This is a genomic window from Streptomyces sp. P5F9 (assembly GCF_057961495.1).
Window position 1 is genome coordinate 1 of record NZ_JBXVPZ010000069.1, and the last position, 17,503, is coordinate 17,503.

Annotated in this window: 16 protein-coding genes and 2 pseudogenes; 6 read left to right on the forward strand and 12 right to left on the reverse strand. The window is 69.3% G+C overall.

The features are described from left to right. Window positions 1-47 precede the first annotated feature (47 nt). The 9 genes and pseudogenes from AC31A1_RS14425 to AC31A1_RS14465 all read right to left on the reverse strand — a co-directional run bounded on the left by AC31A1_RS14425 (window position 48) and on the right by AC31A1_RS14465 (window position 9,545). Window positions 48-1,424, reverse strand: a complete 1,377-nt coding sequence (locus AC31A1_RS14425) for an alkaline phosphatase family protein (RefSeq protein ID WP_489653682.1) — start codon at window positions 1,422-1,424, stop codon at window positions 48-50. Continuing rightward, a complete protein-coding gene (gene eboE, locus AC31A1_RS14430) occupies window positions 1,421-2,614 on the reverse strand; it encodes a metabolite traffic protein EboE (RefSeq protein WP_489653683.1) in 1,194 nt (397 codons plus the stop codon). The genes AC31A1_RS14425 and eboE overlap by 4 nt, the downstream gene beginning before the upstream one ends. 7 nt (window positions 2,615-2,621) lie before the next feature. Further along, window positions 2,622-3,476 carry a TatD family hydrolase gene (locus AC31A1_RS14435; RefSeq protein WP_489653684.1) on the reverse strand — a complete coding sequence of 285 codons (855 nt, stop codon included), beginning with the start codon at window positions 3,474-3,476 and terminating at the stop codon, window positions 2,622-2,624. Then, a complete protein-coding gene (locus AC31A1_RS14440) occupies window positions 3,476-4,192 on the reverse strand; it encodes an EboA domain-containing protein (protein WP_489653685.1) in 717 nt (238 codons plus the stop codon). Before AC31A1_RS14440 ends, AC31A1_RS14435 begins: the two co-directional genes overlap by 1 nt. A 93-nt stretch (window positions 4,193-4,285) precedes the next feature. Next, window positions 4,286-5,146: a sugar phosphate isomerase/epimerase family protein gene (locus AC31A1_RS14445; protein WP_489653686.1), complete on the reverse strand. Its 861-nt coding sequence runs from the start codon at window positions 5,144-5,146 to the stop codon at window positions 4,286-4,288. Further along, entirely contained in the window at window positions 5,143-6,051 is a 909-nt protein-coding gene (locus AC31A1_RS14450; protein ID WP_489653687.1) for an SCO3242 family prenyltransferase, read from the reverse strand. The genes AC31A1_RS14445 and AC31A1_RS14450 overlap by 4 nt, the downstream gene beginning before the upstream one ends. A gap of 396 nt (window positions 6,052-6,447) precedes the next feature. Further along, window positions 6,448-7,284: a sugar phosphate isomerase/epimerase family protein gene (locus AC31A1_RS14455; protein ID WP_489653688.1), complete on the reverse strand. Its 837-nt coding sequence runs from the start codon at window positions 7,282-7,284 to the stop codon at window positions 6,448-6,450. A 90-nt stretch (window positions 7,285-7,374) separates the two neighbouring features. Then, a complete protein-coding gene (locus tag AC31A1_RS14460) occupies window positions 7,375-8,160 on the reverse strand; it encodes an SDR family NAD(P)-dependent oxidoreductase (RefSeq protein ID WP_489653689.1) in 786 nt (261 codons plus the stop codon). A gap of 690 nt (window positions 8,161-8,850) precedes the next feature. Continuing rightward, window positions 8,851-9,545 (reverse strand): annotated as a pseudogene (locus AC31A1_RS14465) (SDR family NAD(P)-dependent oxidoreductase). Window positions 9,546-9,678: 133 nt separating this feature from the next. On the opposite strand from AC31A1_RS14465, the gene AC31A1_RS14470 reads away from it, so the two are divergent. The 6 genes from AC31A1_RS14470 to AC31A1_RS14495 all read left to right on the forward strand — a co-directional run bounded on the left by AC31A1_RS14470 (window position 9,679) and on the right by AC31A1_RS14495 (window position 15,512). Beyond that, on the forward strand, window positions 9,679-10,536 hold the full coding sequence (locus AC31A1_RS14470; protein WP_489653690.1) for a helix-turn-helix transcriptional regulator: 858 nt from the start codon (window positions 9,679-9,681) through the stop codon (window positions 10,534-10,536). 276 nt (window positions 10,537-10,812) lie between these two features. Continuing rightward, on the forward strand, window positions 10,813-11,637 hold the full coding sequence (locus tag AC31A1_RS14475; RefSeq protein ID WP_489653691.1) for an SDR family oxidoreductase: 825 nt from the start codon (window positions 10,813-10,815) through the stop codon (window positions 11,635-11,637). 500 nt (window positions 11,638-12,137) lie between these two features. Continuing rightward, on the forward strand, window positions 12,138-13,397 hold the full coding sequence (locus AC31A1_RS14480; protein ID WP_489653692.1) for an amidohydrolase family protein: 1,260 nt from the start codon (window positions 12,138-12,140) through the stop codon (window positions 13,395-13,397). 256 nt (window positions 13,398-13,653) lie between these two features. After that, a complete protein-coding gene (locus tag AC31A1_RS14485; protein WP_489653693.1) occupies window positions 13,654-14,163 on the forward strand; it encodes a DoxX family protein in 510 nt (169 codons plus the stop codon). 79 nt (window positions 14,164-14,242) lie between these two features. Beyond that, window positions 14,243-14,548 (forward strand): DUF1330 domain-containing protein, encoded by a 306-nt coding sequence (locus AC31A1_RS14490; RefSeq protein WP_489653694.1) that lies wholly within the window; start codon window positions 14,243-14,245, stop codon window positions 14,546-14,548. Then, entirely contained in the window at window positions 14,541-15,512 is a 972-nt protein-coding gene (locus AC31A1_RS14495) for an LLM class flavin-dependent oxidoreductase (RefSeq protein ID WP_489653695.1), read from the forward strand. Before AC31A1_RS14490 ends, AC31A1_RS14495 begins: the two co-directional genes overlap by 8 nt. A gap of 22 nt (window positions 15,513-15,534) precedes the next feature. Here the strand turns inward: AC31A1_RS14495 and AC31A1_RS14500 are convergent, their stop codons facing one another. The 3 genes and pseudogenes from AC31A1_RS14500 to AC31A1_RS14510 all read right to left on the reverse strand — a co-directional run bounded on the left by AC31A1_RS14500 (window position 15,535) and on the right by AC31A1_RS14510 (window position 17,501). Next, window positions 15,535-16,041 carry a TetR-type transcription factor C-terminal domain-containing protein gene (locus AC31A1_RS14500; protein ID WP_489653696.1) on the reverse strand — a complete coding sequence of 169 codons (507 nt, stop codon included), beginning with the start codon at window positions 16,039-16,041 and terminating at the stop codon, window positions 15,535-15,537. Between the two features lie 21 nt (window positions 16,042-16,062). Next, window positions 16,063-16,137, reverse strand: a pseudogene (locus tag AC31A1_RS14505) (TetR family transcriptional regulator); the annotation flags it as partial. 323 nt (window positions 16,138-16,460) lie between these two features. Further along, complete coding sequence (locus AC31A1_RS14510) at window positions 16,461-17,501, reverse strand: TIGR03617 family F420-dependent LLM class oxidoreductase (RefSeq protein ID WP_489653697.1); 1,041 nt, start codon at window positions 17,499-17,501, stop codon at window positions 16,461-16,463. Window positions 17,502-17,503 lie beyond the last annotated feature (2 nt).

Here is a 17,503-nt window from a genome sequence, read left to right on the forward strand (position 1 = left end):
GAGGTGGCGGCGGACTGTCGGTGGAGTGCATGTGGGGGACTCCTGTGTCAGGGGGTGGTGATGCCGGCGAGGGTGAGGAGGAGGTCCTTGACGTCGGTCGCGTCGATCTCGTCGCGTGCGGGACCGGGCTGAGAGCACAGCAGGACGGGGCTGTCCTGCGGGTCCTGCGGGAGGCGGCCGTGGCTGCCGCGCACACCGGAGGGGTCCAGGGGGACCGTCTTGATGCGGTAGCGCAGGCCGGCCTTCTTGCGGGCGACGTGGCCGATGGCGCGTGCCTTCACGCCGGGCACGGTGGGGTCGTAGAGGAGTTCGGCGGGGTCGTAGCCGGGTTTGCGGTGGATCTCGACCTGGCGGGCGAAGTCGGGGGCGCGTTCGTCGTCCAGCCAGTAGTAGTACGTGAACCAGGCGTCCGACTCCGCGATGGCGACCAGTTCCCCGGAGCGTTCGTGGTCCAGCCCGTGGAACGCCTTGCCCTTCTCGTCCAACACCTGCTCCACGCCCGGGAGTTCGGCGACGATGTCCGCCACCGCGTCCGTGTCGGCGGGGTCGCGGACGTAGACGTGGGCGACCTGGTGGTCGGCGACCGCGAAGGCGCGGGAGGTCCACGGGTCGAGGTACTCCATGCCGTCCTGCGTGTAGACGTCGAGCAACCCGGCCCGGCGCAGCGCGCGGTTGATGTCGACCGGGCGGGAGACCGGCGCGATGCCGTACTCGCTCAGGATCACGACCGTGGCGTCCTCGCGCCGGAAGTGGTCCAGCAGGGGGCGGAGCGCGTCGTCGAGCCGTCGGGCCTCGCGGGCCGACTGCGATGAGTCGGGGCCGGAGCGCTGGGGTTCGTAGTCGAGGTGGGGAACGTAGACCAGGGTCAGGTCGGGGCGGTGCTCGTCGAAGATCTGGCGGGCCGCGGCCAGGATCCACTGGCTGGAGGGCATGCTCGCGTTGGGGCCCCAGTAGGTGAAGAGGGGGAACGGGCCGAGCCGGTCGGTGAGTTCGTCGTGCAGGGCGGGCGGCCAGGTGTAGCAGTCGGGTTCCTTGCGGCCGTCGGAGTAGTAGACGGGGCGCGGGGTGACGGTGAGGTCGACGTCGGCGCCCATGGCGTACCACCAGCAGACGTTGGCGACCTTGTAGTCGGGCTTGGCGCGGCGGGCCGTCTGCCACAGCTTCTCGCCGCCGACCAGGGCGTTGTGCTGGCGCCACAGCAGGACTTCGCCCAGGTCGCGGAAGTACCAGCCGTTGCCGACGACGCCGTGCTCGGCGGGCGGTACGCCGGTGAGGAGGGTGGACTGCACCGAGCAGGTGACGGCGGGCAGCACGGGGTTGAGCCGGGCCTGGAAACCCTGTGTGGCGACGGCCGAGACGGCGGGCATGTGCTGCAGCAGGCGGGGGGTGAGGCCGGCGATGTCGATAACGACCAGTCTCGTCATGAGACGGGCTCCTTTCGCGTGAGGGACAAGGGATGCAGGCCGAGTTCCTCGAACCGGTCGCGGGTCCAGGCGAGTTCGGCGGCCAGGCCCGCGACGAGACCCTCGCGGTCGCGCGGTCGCAGGTGCTCGGGCAGGACGGACCAGGTGTAGGTCTCGACCTCGACGTGGTCGCAGACAGCGTGCGGGCCGCCGAGCAACTCACCGAGGGCGCTGGTCAGTTCGTCCGCGGTGGTGCGCAGCGGCGGTTCGGGCTCGGCGTGCAGCGGCGCGTGGAAGTGGACCCGCCAGGCGGACGCGGGGTCCAGCTCCCCGGCGAGGGCGTCCGGGAGGTCGTCCACGCCGGTGACGGTGCCACCGGGTGCGGTAGTCCGGGTCTGGTGGAGGAAGCGGGGTTCGACGAACCGGGCGAGCGCTCGGCGCGCGGCCGGGTCGGCTGGATCGTCGGCCTGGAGGGCACTGGACGCCTGGACCTTGACGACCGGGAGGCCGGCGTCGGCGAGGCGGCGCAACGCCTGCGCCGGTTCCTCGAACTGCACGGCGAGATGACACGTGTCCAGGCAGATGCCGAGCCGCTCGGGGTCCAGTCCCCCGAGTTCCCGGGCGGCCTGGACGGTGTTCTCCACCACACATCCGGGCTCGGGTTCGAAGCCGACCCGGATCGCGCGGCCCGTTTCGCGTTCCAACTGGGCCAGTTCTGCGCCGAGTTGGTCCAGGGCCCGGCGGGCGGTGTCGCGTGCGGCGGTCGGCCAGGGGGTGCGCCAGGCCAGGGGCAGGGTCGAGACGCTGCCGCGCCGCGCGTCGTCGGGCAGCAGCCCGGCGAGCACCCGGGCACAGTCGACGGTGTAGCGCAGGCGGGCGGGATCGGTCCAGTCGGGCAGGTAGACGTCCTTCTTGACCACCTCGCGGTGGAAACCGCCGTAGGGGAAGGCGTTGAGGGTGACGGTCTCCAGTCCGCGTGCGGTCAACTCGGTCCGCAGACGCTGGACGGCTTCGGGCCGGGCCGACAGTTCGGTGACCACGTCACGGGCCAGCCACAGGCCGATGCCGAGCAGATCGACGCCGAGCGTTTCCCGTACGGGCTCGGCGTAGGCGGCGAGTTGGGCGACCACTCCGTCGAGGTCCTCGGCCTGGTGGACGTTGCTGCAGTAGGCGAGGTGGACGGTCGTACCGTCGGTGTGTCGGAAACGCACGGCGGCCTCACTCTCCGCCGCGTTTGACCGAGTTGCCCTCGAACAGGGCCGTCTCGTCCGGCTTGACGTCCTCCAGGTCCAGTCGCCCGCTCTGACCGTAGAAGGCCACCGGGTTGCCCCACATGACCTGGTCGACGGTGTCGGCGTCGAAGCCGGCGGCGAGCATCGCGTCAGCGGTCTTCCGGGTCTTGAGGGGGTCGCTGCGCCCCCAGTCGGCGGCCGAGTTGACGAGCATCTGCCCGGTGCCGTGCTCCTGGAGGATCCGCACCATGCGGTCCTCGCTCATCTTCGTGTGCGGGTAGACGGAGAAACCCATCCAGCAGCCGCTGTCGGCGACCATGGACACGGTGAGTTCGTTGAGGTGGTCGACGAGGACGTGCTCGGGCGGGATGCCGGACTCGCGGACCACGTCGAGGGTGCGGCGGGTGCCGACGGCCTTGTCACGGTGCGGGGTGTGGACGAGAACCGGCAGGCCGTGCTGGACGGCGAGTTCGAGCTGACGGGCCAGCGCTTCGTCCTCCTCGGGCGTCATGGAGTCGTAGCCGATCTCACCGACGGCCACCACCCCGTCCTTGGCCAGGTAGCGCGGCAGTACGTCCAACACCCCCGCGCAGCGCGGGTCGTTCGCCTCCTTCGGGTTGAGGGCGATCGTGCAGCGGTGCTGGATGCCGAACTGCGCGGCGCGGTACGGCTCCCAGCCGAGCAGCGCGTCGAAGTAGTCGGTGAAGCTGTCCACGGAGGTGCGGGGCTGGCCCAGCCAGAACGACGGCTCCACCACCGCCCGGACACCGGCCGCGTACATCGCCTCGTAGTCGTCCGTAGTGCGTGAGGTCATGTGGATGTGGGGGTCGAAGATACGCATCATGCAGCTCCGGTGAAGGCAGCGAGCGCCGCTACGGCGGCGGCTCGACGGTCGGACGAGGACGAGGTGACTTCCCCGGGCAGTCCCGAGGCCTCCAGCGCGCCGGGATGGGCGCGCACGACGGGCCAGACGTCGGCGGGCACGTCACGGCCGGCTGCGACCCGCTCATGGGCGAAGTCGGCCAGCATGCGGGCGAGTTCACGGTCCGCGCGCTCCGTGAGGCCCGCCACCCGGTCGAGGGGGATACCGCAGAAGACGCACTTCAGTACGGCGTGCCGGTAGGCATCCTCATCCAGATGCCGCGCGGCGTACGGGCCGAGGGCCGCCTCGATCAGGTCCGTGTCGTTGCCCCACAGCGCCGCACGCACGAGTGGCAGCCCCAGGTCGGCGAACGAGGCGTCCGAGTCCTCCAGCAGCGCCAACGAACGCAGCACTGCCCGTTGTTCGGCGCTGTCGCCGTACCGGTGGAGGGCGGTGATCTCCTCGGCGAGTGCCGCTCCGCGCAGCGGCAGGGCGGCGAGCAGCCGGGCTCGGGCGGCGTCCGCCACCGTCCAGCCGGCGGCGAGCGGTCCGCGCCCGCAGTGCCGGCCGACAGCAGGGAAGACGGTGCGCACCGCTGCCGGGTCGTCGCCGACGCGGGCGAAGGCATCCGTCAGCCAGCGCTGCGCCTCCGGGGTGAGGTGGTGGTCGAGGGCGGTAAGGATGTGTGGGGCCACCGCGCATGCCTCCTTTTGGAATGCGTGTTCGACAACGACTTTGTGGGTGTGGCGAGTTGGTTGTGTGGGGCGAAGTGACGCGGCGCCGCGGCGTCAGACCGGCTCGGCGGCCTTGAGGAACTCCAGGGAGCGGCGGGCGACTTCGGGGGCGTTCAGGGACGCACCCTGGATCTCCACCGAGACCGGTCCCTGGTAGCCCGAAGTCTTCAGGGCGGCCAGGACGGGCGGGAAGTCGATCTGACCCGTGCCGAGTTCGAGGTGCTCGTGCACGCCGCGCCGCATGTCCTCGATCTGCACGTTCACCAGATACGGCGCCGCCAGTTCGACACAGTCCAGCAGAGGCAGGTTGTCGACACAGTGGGCGTGACCGACGTCGAGCGTGATGCCGAACAGGTCGGGCTCACCGAGCCGGCGTCGCAGGTCCACAACGCGTTCCACGGTGTCGACGAACATGTAGGGCTCGGGCTCGAACCCCAGCGCCACCCCGTGCTCCTGGGCGATGCGCAGGACTTCTTCGCAGCCGGCGGTCAGCCGCTTCCATGCCTCCTCCTCCGCCATACCCTCGGGTGCCGGGCCGCTGCACAGCTGGACGGCCGGGGCGCCGAGGTCGGCCGCGATGCGCACGGCACGCGCCAGCAGTTCGATGCGCCGCCCGGTGCCCGTGGCCGACATCAGCGTGGGAACGTGCTTGTGCCACGGGTGCAGCAGATACGGTGCCCCCGTCTCCACCATCACGGCCAGGCCGAGCTGGTCCAACCGCCCTGCGAGACGGGCGACTTGCCGAGGCAGGTCGGCGGCGAACGGGTCGAGGTGACCGTGGTCGAGCGTGAGGCCGACCGAGTCGTATCCCAGGTCGGCGAGCACGCTCAGCACGTCGTCGAGCCGGTGGCAGCCGAACCCGTTGGTCCCGAAGCCGAACCGGAGCCGCCTCCCGGGACCGGGTATCGGGCTCACGTGGGCGACACCTTCCGGGCGAGCCTGCGCGCCAACGGATGCGCCAACGCCAGGACACCGGCCAGCCCCGCGCCCCCGCCGCCGGCGGTGAGCGCCGCCTGGAGGGGCATCAACGACAGGATCCCGGTGCCGACAGCCTGCCGGACGTTCGCGGCCGACGGCTCGCGCGCGGCCCGCGCCTGCGCCGTGCCGTAGGAGGCGAGATAGCCGAGCGCTCCAACAGCAGCGCCGACCCGCGCCGCCCCGCCGCCGCGACGTAGACCGGGAAGTGCCGCGGCGGCCAAGGCGGTTGCCGTACTGCCGGCCAGCGTGGCGGCGGGCACAGCGCGCGGTGCGCCGGACACCTCGTGGCGGCTCAGCGCCGTGACGGTGTAGGTGTGCGCGCCGACCAGCAGGGCGGCCGGCACCGCGGCGCCCCGGTGGCCGGACTCCGCTCCGGCCAGCACGTTCAGTGCTCGTGCGCCCGCCATCGCGGCGGGACCGGCGGGTGTGGACTTCAGGCGCAGGTCGTACGCCCACACCAGTCCGGTCAGCGGGAGCGCCACACCCAGCGCCTGCCGCCCGCCGGCCAGGGCGGCGAGGCCGAGACCGGCGGCCGTCAGCCCGCACGCGGTGACCAGCGCGGTGCGGCGGGCAACTCGACCGGAGGGTATGGGACGTTCGGGACGCTCCACCGCGTCGACCGTCGCGTCCGCGTAGTCGTTGAGCGCCATTCCGGACCAGTAAAGAGCGACGGACGACGCCATCGTGGCGGCGATACGGGGCCGGGGCGTGCCACCCCCCGCTACAGCACCGGCAAGGATGTCGCCGGGAACGCTGAGAGCTGCGGGCAATCGGATCAGGTTCGCCAAATCGGCGAGACAAGGAGAATTGGGGGAAGGAGTCGAATCGTTCAGGCCGTGCATGATTGGACCCTACGTTACATATTTTAATCTTCAGATACCTCGCCACCCTCACACGCGTGAAGAAACCGTGCGCATTGGATGTACGGAAGTCAACGAAAAGTTCCTCCGATCGCAAAGCGCCGAACAAGTAAGGCGCAAGCAGCGGCCCGGAAACCGGTATCGCACCCGGCGGCCAGGTCGAGCCGCAGATCCGGGAGCTGTTGAAGCAGGCCCCGCCGATGTCGGCGACCGTGATCGCCGAACGGATCGGCAGGGACCGTGCCCCGACCGACCTCAAGGAACGCGTACGAGCGTTGCGACCGGCCTCTCTGCCGGTCGGTCCGGTCTCGCGCACGACCGCTTAGCCCGGCGAACGCTCTGGGGCCGATCTGCCGAGCTGCTGCCTGAACGGCCGGCTCAAGCCCAGGCTTCGGCCACGAGCTGGCGACTGCCTTCGAGGATCCGACGAGCGCGCTCGTGCGGTGGGATTCCAGCTTGTTCGAGGCGCCGGAGCGGCACTTCGGCGCTGATGGTCACTTCTCGGGGGATGAGCGACAGAATCTCCACGAGGGGAAACTCCCCGTGTCCGGGAACGAGGCGGTCGTTGATGGCTTCCTCCAGGTAGGCCGAGAGGCTCTCGGACGCGAGGAGGCCGTCGCTCAACTGGCAGTATCCGATGAGCTGTTGGTCGATCTCCCGGAGATCGGCCGGTCCCTCTCCGGCTCGTACGAGGTGGAGGGTGTCCAGGAGGATTCTCAGGTTCGGCTGGTCGAGCTGTTTCAGCAGTCCGACTGCCGCCGCGAGGGACGGTACATGTGAGAGTGGCGTGAATTCCAGAAGCACGTCCACCTGGGCGGCTCGTGCAATTCGGCAGAACTCGCCGAGGAGATCTGCCACCACGGCCGGGTCACGCGCCACCTTTTCATCGGGCTCGAACGCGCAGGCGTTGGCCGACGGGGTGCGTGTTTCCGAGAGAACGTCGAGCTGACGTCTGAGGTCGTCCAAGTCGCCCCCGGCCCTGAGGATGAATCCGTCTCCCATGGCCACCGGGATATTCAGCGCCTCGAGCCGCGCCAAGGTCTCACGCAGCGTTTTCCGGTCGCGGACATCCGGGTGATTGACGCTCAGGCAGATGCTGTCGGCTCCGCCCGCAGCGGCGGCTGCGGCGAAGACGGGCAGCGGTTCCTCCCGAAGGCTCAAGTGCTCAAGGCCGACCGATGGACGACGGTGCTCGCTCTCGCCGACGTGGCTCATGGGTACATCCAATGCGAAGTCGTCAGGTAGCTGATCACTCGTCTGAACCGTTTGAATAAAGAAGTGCACTTATTTCTCTCGCCGGTGGCATCAGGCGCCGAGCATCAGCAAGCCGCCGTTCACGGCGATCAACTGGCCCGTCATGAACCGCGCCCCGCTGCTGGCCAGGAACACCATGACCGGCCCGAGGTCGGCCTCCGGATCGCCGAGCGCACCCCTCAGCGGCATGGCCGTCCGCAGGTTCTGCTTGAATGCCGCAGCGCGTTCCTCGCCCAGGTGGTCCCACAGCCGGTCGGCACCCGGCGTCTGCACTGCCGGGGCCAGCGCGTTCACGGTGATCCCGAATCTCCCCCAGGCCGAGGCCACGGAACGCGTCCAGGCGTGGACGCCGGCCTTGGCTGCCGCGTAGTGCGGAGCCAGCGGATTGCCGCGCACGCCCTCACTGGATCCGAGATTGATGATCTGTCCGCCGGTGTGCCGCATGTGCTCGAACGCGGCCTGGTTGGTGAGGACCGTGGTCCGCAGGTTGGCGTTGATGATCATGTCGAACTCGTCGCCGGACAGCGACTCCGGCGTGCCTGGCAGCCATATGCCCGCAGCGTTGAGCAGCGCGTCGAGGCCGCCCAGGATTGCGACAGCCTGCTCGAAAGCGGTGGTGACCGAGTCGGGGGAGCGTGCGTCACAGGCCAGCCAGTCGCATCGCGTTTTGAGCTCGTCCGGTGGCGGCGTCGAGTGGAACAGGCCGACGACGCGCGCTCCGGCCGCGAGGAACACGGACACGGCCGCCGCACCGATTCCGCCTGCCGCCCCGGTCACCACCACGCGACGTCCGGCGAGCGGCAGACCCGGCAGGACCGACTCGTCACGGATGCTCATGACCCCACCCCGGAACGCGGAGGGCCGCCGTGGAGCGGAAGGCGCCTGGGGAGTGTGGTGTGCGTGCGCACCGGCCTGGGACTCGGCGGCGGGGCAAGGCCGTTGAAGTGCCGTGTGCTCGCACTGTCGCGCTTCGGTGATCTTGCGGACGACGATCCATGGATTCCCCTGCCTCCGTCACGCCTGCGCTCTTCCGTCGTGGCGTCGCAAGGCGGAACTGCCAGCGCCGTTGCGTACTCGGGTTCAGTCTAGTCAAGGTGAAGGCAATTGAGTATACGCATTACATCCCCTCGTGTGATGGTGCGAGGCTCGCTCCGTCAGAAGCCTCCGCTTTCCGAACGTGATCGTGTGGTTCGAGGTGGGTGGGCATGAACTCCACCTGCGAGTGGGAGAGGTGTGTCGGTCCGTCTGCTCGTCTCGTCCGGGGAAGCGGCTGTGCCGTCGATGCTCGGACTGCCGGGAGTCGGACGCGACAGACGTGGTCAGGCAGGACTGCGACAGCAGGGGCTCGTGGGTGCTCGAGTGGCTTCCCGATCCCGAGCTACCGAGGGCCCTGGCTTCAGGCGCCGCCGCGATCACTCGATCCAGAACCCGGTTCGGCTGCCCCTCCCATCGACCGGTATGCGGAAGCCTTCTACGCCGCGCCCCATCCGCTGGGCCTTCGTCACCAACGCTTCGGCGCCGCGCTGGTCACCAGACGACCGGGCCGGTCCTGTCGAAGAAACCGCCGGTCGGGCCGTCGGAGTCGATCGAGGCCATGCTGACGATGATCTCCGTGCCTTCTTCGATGGTCTGGGTTCCCGTGTGGCCATTGAGGTCGGTGGCGGTGTAGCCGGGGTCGACGGCGTTGAACCGGATGGCGGGGAAAGCCTTGGCGTACTGCGCGGTGATCATGACCAGCGCGGTCTTGGAGGAGTTGTAGTCCAGCGCCGTCACGTGGAACTCCACCCGGCTGGGTCGGAGGTCGCCGCCAGCGAGCCCAGACCGCTGCCGACGTTGACGACGACCGGGGCGTCGCTCGCTTCCAGCAGCGGCAGGAAGGCGTGCGTGACCCGCACGACGCCGAAGACGTTCGTGTCGTACGTGGTCGCCATGTCGGCCCCGGTGACCTCGCCGACCGGTTTGCGCGCGCCCACGATCCCGGCGTTGTTGACCAGGACGTCGAGACGGCCGGCGTCCGCGTGGACGAATTCGGCGGCAGCCTTGACGGAGTCCTCGTCGGTGACGTCGATCTGAACGGAGCGCGCGCCGAGCTTCTCGGCCGCCTCCCGGCCGCGGTGCGTATCCCGTGCCCCGACGTAGACGGTGTGCCCGGCCTCGATGAGGCGCCGGGCGGCCTCGAAACCCAGGCCCTTGTTCGCTCCGGTGATCAATGTGGTGGTCATGTGTTCACTCCGTGCTCGGTGGGATGGCGACGCCTCCACCCTCCGCGCGCCACGCCGGGGCAGACAGTGCCCGCCTCAGCCGGTGGACTGGCAGTACCAGGCTGTGCGGGTGCAGCACCGCGATGCTGGGCCGATGAGCGAATCCAGGGAACTGGGCAGAGCCCTGCACGGCTGGCGGGACCGGATCGCCCCCGCAACTGTCGGGCTGCCCACGGGCGGAGTACGGCGAGCCGCCGGGCTGCGCCGCGAGGAACTGGCGCAGCTCGCAGGTCTGTCGGTGGACTACATCACCCGTCTTGAACAGGGCCGGGCCACCTCCCCGTCCGCGCAGGTCCTGTCCGCGTTGGCCCGCGCCCTGCGGCTGTCGGCAGCCGAGCGCGAGTACCTGTATCTCCTCGCGGGCCAGCCGGCGCCGGGCCCCGGGCAGTTGTCGGCGCACATCCCACCGGGGGTCCGAAGGCTGCTCGACCAACTGGACGGCTCACCGCTGAGCGTGCATGACGCCGCATGGAATCTGATGCTGTGGAACCCGTTGTGGGCCGCCCTGTTCGGAGACGCATCCGCTCTGCGCGGACGCGAGCGCAACATCGTCTGGCGGCACTTCGCCGGTCTGCCGAGCCGGGTCAGCCACACTCCCGAGCAGGAGGCCCGGTTCGAGGCGGCCGTGGTCGCCGATCTCGGGGCGGCCACCGCCCGCTACCCCGCCGATGCCGGCCTGCACTCCCTGATCAAGGACCTGCGGGATATCAGCACCGACTTCACCCGCCTGTGGGACACGGGCATCGTGGGCATCCATGAGTCGGACACCAAGACCATCCAGCACCCCGACATCGGCACACTCACCTTCGACTGCGACGTGCTCGTCACTCCCGGCAACGATCTGCGCATCGTCGCCTATACCGCCGCCACCGGCAGCGAAGCCGCCGACCGGCTCAACCTCCTCAACGTCATCGGCACCGAGGCCATGACCGAAGACAGCACCCCGGGATAGCGGCCGGCAGGAGCACCCCACCCTCTTGGCCCGCTGCCAGGACCACGGAGGACGGCTCGCTGCCAACGCGGGCAAGCGGTCCCCAGATGGGCGTGCCTGCACGGTCGGGGGACTCCGGGAGATCGCCCGGTCCGCTTGACCAAGCGGTACGTTGGAGCGCGAAGAGCGGGCGGTACGAGGCCGGCCCCGGCAGGCGGTACAACAGGCGGCCCACCCGGACATCCCTGATCGCGGGGGACTCGTCCCAGGGCGCATTTTTTCAGTGAGGAGTTGCGCATGACCACGGTAGGGGTCGCCACCGGTGTCGGTCAGGGGACGGGTGAGGGATGTGCGCGACACCTCGCCGACATGGTCGACGTGTTGTTGCTCGCCGACCGGAACGAGGCGGCGGCTGCCGTGGTCGCGAAGGATCTGGCCGGCTCCGGGAAGCGAGCCATCGTCGAAGCGGTCGGAGGGGATGTCACCGACCGCGACTGTTACTTCCGGTTGGCCGGACGGGTCCGGGAGTTCGGCACGCTGCGGGCTGTCGCGCATGCCGAGAGCGTGGCGCCGGAGGACGCCGACTGGCGCGAGATCATCGAGGTGGACTTCGTCGGGAGCGCACTGCTTGCAGAGGCGCTCCGCCCCCTGGCCACCGCGGGCACGGCCTTCGTGTACTGCGCCTCGGTGTCTCCGCTGATCGCTCACGTCGAACCCGATCCGGTGGTCGCGGCCGTCCTGGAGAACCCGGCGCGGGAGGGATTCCTCGATCGCATCCGTGAAGCGATCGGCCCGGCCGTCGAGGATCCCGCGTGGGCATACCCATGGGCCATGTACGGAGTGCAGCGCCTGGCCCGCGCCGAGGCGGTACGACTCGGGCCGCTGGGCGCACGCGTTTGCTCCGTCTCGCCGGGCGCGATCGACTCCCCGCAGACCCGGTTGGAGGCGGCGCGGGATGAGTCGGTACGACAGTTCATCCAGGCCACGCCCCTGGGCCGTACCGGCCGCTACGAGGAGGTCGCAGCCGTCGCCGCGTTCCTGTTGTCGGACGGGGCTAGCTTCGTGACAGGGGTCGACATCATCGTCGACGGTGGCCTGTCGGCCTCCACGCAGGACGACTAGACGTTCACAGCCGATAAGGGCCGGTCATTGGGGCCTCCGTCACCCGATGGAACGTACAGAGGCCGATGCCCCATGCCGCGGAGTCTGAACGCGGTGGAGCGTGTTCCGGGCCCGGTGGTGCAGAGGGCTGCACCTCGCACTCGGGAGAGTGCCCGCTCGTCGCGCCGGTCGGTCTGCGGAATCCACAGCCGTCAGCGAGATGTCAGGTGCGTCAGCAGCCGTTTCCTCGCCGGCACGCGGAAGTCCGTCCTGGTGTCCGACCGGCTGTCCGCGAGACGCCTCGGTCTGAATGGAATGAGCACAGAGGGAAGGAATAGACCAGTCGGTCATATGTCAGCTGAGTGTCAGCCTTGGAGGTCGCATCCGCCGGGTTTTCCATTTGCTGAATTATTGACTGGACCGGTCGGTACAGCTAACTTGGGTGGCATCTGGGGGTCGGCCTTCTGGCTACGGACGACGGAGTTCGAAGAGAGGTACCGCCTGTGTTCAAGGAATTTGTCGTGTCCGGCGATTCGCACATCATCGAGCCGGTCGATCTGTTCAAGACCCGCCTGCCCAGGCAGCTGCGTGAACGCGCCCTCTGGGAAGAGGAGTTCACCCTCGACGAGCCGATCGTGCCGGGCGGGCACACGGAGTTCAAGAAGCTCCACACCATCGGGTTCGACGGCTGGACCATCTCCAAGTACCGCCAGACCGGCGGGGAGACCCCGGACGGCGATCCCGACCACATCATCCGGGACATGAACTTCGACGGCGTGGACGCCTCGGTGATGTTCCCCAACCTCTCGCTGTTCGTCCTGTTCACCGACGACCACGAGCTGTCGATGGCGCACGCGCGGGTGTGGAACGACTACCTCGTCGAGCGCTACCTCCCCTACAAGGACCGGCTGCGCCCCACGGCCGCGATCCCGATCACGGACGTCCCCGCGGCCGTGGCGGAGATCGAGCGGATCGCGCGGCTGGGACTGGGCGCGATCCTGCTGCCGGAGATCCCGCCGCTGCCGTACTACGCGCGGGAGTACGACCCGATCTGGGCCGCCGCCCAGGCGCACGGCCTGCCGGTCTTCATCCACGTGGCCACCGGCGGGGTGAAGGTCAAGGAGGAGATCTCCGGGACGGCGCAGACCGTCCGGGGGCTGATGACGTCCATGAACATGGGCAAGGGCAACCTGACCGACGACATGGTGGCGGGCCGGACCATGGGCTTCGCGGCCGGCGCCGGTGTGGCGGGTCCGCAGGGCATCATCGCCAGCCTGGTCGGCGGCGGGGTGTGCGAGCGCTTCCCCGACCTGCACTTCAACCTGATCGAGTACACGGCCGGCTGGCTGGTCTCCTTCATGGGCTACATGGACAAGGCGTGGAAGACGGGCACCGGCCAGGACCCCGACTGGTGGCTGGGCTTCTGGGACGACGACCGTCCGGCGACCGAACAGCCCTCCATGGGAAGGCTGTTCGCGATCAACGACAAGTGGCCCTACCCGCTCAAGCCCACCGAGTACGTCCGGCGCCAGATCCACGTGCAGTTCGCGGACGACCCCACGGCGGTCAAGGCCCGTCACATCACTGGCCTGTCGACGGTGATGTGGGGCAACGACTACCCGCACGCGGAGGGCACCTTCCGCAGCAGTGCCGAGTGCATCGCGGAGAACTTCGAGGGCGTCAACGACGCGGACCGTGCGGCCATCCTGGGCGGCACCCTGGCCGACGTCGTGCACTTCGACAAGAGCCGGAAACTCGCCCCGGTCACCGAAAGCGCCTGATCGCGGCCGAGCCGCAGACCGATCGTCGACCGGCCCCCTCATGAGGGAGCCGGGAGCGACGACGTAGCCGGTCGTCGTCTTCTCCGGACGGACCTTGTCCTCGCCGTGCCAACGGCGGCGGGTCTGCCGAGGGCGTCGTCAGGCGCGAGGCCGAGCGAGGGGACGGGGGCGGGCTCGACGGCGGAGACCGTGGGGCCTGCGGTGATTCGAAGAGTCCGCGCCCCAAGCGAATTGAGACAGGGAGCTGGGGATCGTCATGGCCCATGACCTAGGCATGCTGGTGATCCGCTTGGCTCTCGGGCTGATGCTGGTCGCCCACGGGGTGAACAAGGCCTTCGGGTCCGGTGGACTGGCCGGTACGACCTCCTGGTTCGCTTCGCTCGGGCTGCGCCCGGCGTGGCTGCACGCACGGCTCGCCGCCGGCACCGAGATCGTCGCGGGAGTACTGCTCGGCTTCGGTCTCCTGACTGGTGCGGCCTGTACCGCCTACGTGGGCCTGATGCTCGTAGCCGCGCTCACAGACCACCGGGGCAAGGGGTACTTCGTCTTCAAGGGCGGCTGCGAGTACGTGCTGCTCGTCGGGCTCGTGGCCGTAGGTGTCGCCTCGGTCGGCCCGGGCGCGTGGTCGCTGGACAACGCGCTGGGACTCGACAGTGCCGGTGTCTGGTGGTCTGTGGGTGCGGTGGTGGCGGGCACGGGTGCCGCGTTGACCCTCCTCGCCACGTTCTACCGGCCGTCCGACGGCGTGGAAGCGCAGAGCGACTGAACGCTGCCCGCTGCCCGTCCGACCCGGCTCGGGGCCCGTGCGAGAGATCTTCAACCTGCTTGACCTGAAGGAGAATTCGATGCCCAAGGGATACGTCGTCGTCACCGAAGCCATCAAGGACAGCGAGGGGATGGCCGCGTACAGCCAGGCCGCGGCACCCTCCATGGCACAGAGCGGGGCCAGGCCCCTGGTCGTCGACGGACAACCCCGGGTGCTGGAAGGCGAATGGCACGGAAACCGCACCGTCATCCTCGAATTCGAGTCGGTCGAAGCGGCCCAGGCCTGGTACGACTCCGATTCCTACGCCGCGGCCAGGCCCTTGCGGCAGGCCGCGGCCGAGTCGAACGCCGTACTGCTGAGCGGTTTCGAGCTGCCTCGTGACTGAGTTCGAGCTGTCGTGCGGGCTGCCACCGGGACCTGACTTCGCCGATCTCGCGGTGCTGGCCGAACAACTCGGATACACGCGGGTATGGATCTACGACTCGGCACCCCTGTGGGAAGACCCGTTCGTCCACCTGGCGCTCGCCGCTCAACGCACCAGCCGTATCGGGCTCGGTACGGCCGTGCTCATCCCGACGCAACGCGACGTGATGGCGATGGCCTCGGCGATCGCCACCATCGCTCGGCTGTCCGGCGGGCGGTTCCGGCCCTGCTTCGGCACCGGCTTCACCGCCCGCCTGACGGCTGGACAACCGCCCATGAAACTGGGCGAGTTGGGTGCCTACGTGCGTGCGCTGCGCCACCTCCTGGCGGGCGGGACGACGCTCGTGAACGGCAAGAGCGTGCGTATGCTCCACGCGGACGGGCTCACGCAGTCGCGCCCGGTGGACGTTCCCCTGTGGCTCAGCGCGTTCGGGCCACGCGGCGCCAAGCTGGCGGCCGAGATCGCCGACGGGGTCATCGGGCCCGTCCACCCCGACCTCCCCACGGCGACCCTGGTGTCCGGTACCGTCCTGGACACGGGTGAAAACCCGGGCAGCGACCGGGTGCGCCGCGCGATCGGACCGTGGCGGGTCCTCGACTGGCACAACGCCTACGCCTATGGCGGCGCTGAGGCCGTGGACGCCCTGCCGGGCGGCCGGCAGTGGCGGGACACGGTCGAGGCGCTCGAACCGGCCGGGTCACGCCATCTGCGGACCTTCGAAGGCCACGTCACCCACCTGCCTGAGCGCGACCGTGCGTTGCTGGAGCACATCGATCACACCACCATGGTCGGTGACCTTCACAGCATCCGACGGAGCGTCGGGCACCTCGTCGGCGAGGGCTTCAGCGAGGTCATCTACACGCCCAGCGGGCCGGACACCGCCCGTGAACTGACGGCCTTCGCTGCCGTCAGAAGTGCGTTCTGACAGCGTGACACCGTGGATCCGGTCAGCTCGCCACGTGGATCGGCCCCCACTTCGCCTCGGGGTCCAGCAGTAGGTAGGGGCAGTCGCGTTTGAATGCCGCCGTCTTCTCCTCCACATCCGTCAGATCGGCCTCCGGTGCGCCGAAGCCGCGCAGCAGGGTGTCGCAGTACTCGCGCGACAACTGCGCTGCGTCCCACTGGCCGTCCCGCTTCACCCACTGGTAGGTGTGGTTGTGCAGGTTGAGGAACTGCAGGGTAGCCAGCCGGGGCGGCATCGTACGGAAGCCGCCTTGCCGAGTGGCCTCTGCGAACAGTGCCCTGACCAGCCCTTCGAACTCGGCGCGCTGGGCAAGCAGGGTGCGGAGGTGGTCACCGGTGAGGCTGCGGTAGTCGTGTTCGTAGACCCAGATGTGGTCGAGCCTGTGGAAGATGCTCGTCAGCAGCGACTCGGACAGCAGCCGCAGCCGCAGCAGCGGGACCTCGTCGAGGGCCGCGATCTCCTTGGCGCGGGCCAGCAGCGGGCCGAGCACCCGCGACTGGATCTCGATGAGCAGGTTCTCCTTGGAGCCGATGTAGTAGTACAGGGCGCCCTTGGCGAGCCCGACCGCGCGGCCCAGGTCGTTGATGGAGGTCGCCGCTTAGCCCTGTTGCGCGAACAGGGACGCCGCGGTGTCGATGATCTTCCGACGTCTGGCCTCGAAACCCGGCCCGTGACCCGGTGGACGTGACATTACTTCTCTCCCCACCTGATCTGTCGAGGATTTGCTTACATGACTGTGCCCGAATTCAGACTGCCTCGGGTCGCACCAGCGGAGAATCAGGCCCCTGGCATCATTTCGCTTATGCTCAACTTGTTTACTAGGCCAGACGGTACATTAAAAGTGTGATTCAGGTGGTGTGGTCTGCTGCGAACCTGGGTGGATATTTCGGTTCGGCTGACCCGGGTTCCCTACGGGATGTCCGATGACCGCCGAACCGCGGCGGTCTTCTTCAAGGCGCGGACGACGTCCGCGTGCCAGTCGGGATCCGAACCGGGCGGGAGCGTGATCCCGACCCGGTCGGCGTAGCCGCCGATGTGCCGGTGGATCGCCTTGGCGAGCCCGTCCGGCTCCGCGACGATCGCGAAGGCGTCGACCACGTCGTCGTCGATGAGGGTACTCATCTCGGTCCACCGGCCTTGGCGCGTCAGTTCCCGCAGGTCGGTCTGCAGTTCGCCCCAGCCGTGCAGGTCGAGCACGGGGCGGTACGACGGGGTGGAGGCGTAGAAGGCGATCTGTTCGCGGACCGCGGTGATCGCCCGCTCCCGATCAGGTCCGTCCGGTGCGGCGACGACGAACGGGCTGGCCCGCACTTCGAAGCCGTTCCTGTCCCGGCCCCCGACGGCGAGTCCGCGGTCGATGGCGGGCTGGGTCACCTCCTGCATGTACCGCGCGGTGGTGAAGCTGTGCAGGATGAGCCCGTCGGCGACCTCGGCGGTGGCCTCGGTCATGCGTGGCCCGACCGCCGCGACGAAGACGGCGGGCGGCGGGACGTCGAGCGGACCCGGGTCGAACCTCGGTGGCATCAGCGTGTGTTGGGTGAAGTCGCCGCGGAAGTCCAGCGCGGTTCCCTCCTGCCACGCCTGCCAGATGGCGCGCAGCGCGCCGACGTACTCACGCATGCGCTCCGCCGGCCGGGACCAGGGCATGGCGAACCTGCGCTCGATGTGGGGGCGCACCTGGGAGCCCAGGCCGAGTTGCAGGCGCCCACCGGAGAACCGCTGCAGATCCCACGCGGCGACCGCGGTGCTCATCGGGCTGCGGGCGAACGCCACGAGGATGGACGTTCCCAGGGTGATCCGGCTGGTGGCGTCCGCGGCCAACGCGACCGGGAGGAGCCCGTCGTGGGCCACCTCCGGGACGAGCGCGGAGTCGTAACCGAGTTCCTCCAGCGTGGACGCGGCGGCGCGCGCTTCGGCCAGTCCGCCGTCGAGTCTTCCGTCGACCTGCACGT

Coding starts and splice junctions, on each gene's coding strand:
- AC31A1_RS14425 (WP_489653682.1), bottom strand. CDS start 1,424: ATGACGAGACTGGTCGTTATCGACATCGCCGGCCTCACCCCCCGCCTG.
- AC31A1_RS14435 (WP_489653684.1), bottom strand. CDS start 3,476: ATGCGTATCTTCGACCCCCACATCCACATGACCTCACGCACTACGGAC.
- AC31A1_RS14450 (WP_489653687.1), bottom strand. CDS start 6,051: ATGCACGGCCTGAACGATTCGACTCCTTCCCCCAATTCTCCTTGTCTC.
- AC31A1_RS14455 (WP_489653688.1), bottom strand. CDS start 7,284: ATGAGCCACGTCGGCGAGAGCGAGCACCGTCGTCCATCGGTCGGCCTT.
- AC31A1_RS14460 (WP_489653689.1), bottom strand. CDS start 8,160: ATGAGCATCCGTGACGAGTCGGTCCTGCCGGGTCTGCCGCTCGCCGGA.
- AC31A1_RS14470 (WP_489653690.1), top strand. CDS start 9,679: ATGAGCGAATCCAGGGAACTGGGCAGAGCCCTGCACGGCTGGCGGGAC.
- AC31A1_RS14475 (WP_489653691.1), top strand. CDS start 10,813: ATGACCACGGTAGGGGTCGCCACCGGTGTCGGTCAGGGGACGGGTGAG.
- AC31A1_RS14485 (WP_489653693.1), top strand. CDS start 13,654: ATGGCCCATGACCTAGGCATGCTGGTGATCCGCTTGGCTCTCGGGCTG.
- AC31A1_RS14490 (WP_489653694.1), top strand. CDS start 14,243: ATGCCCAAGGGATACGTCGTCGTCACCGAAGCCATCAAGGACAGCGAG.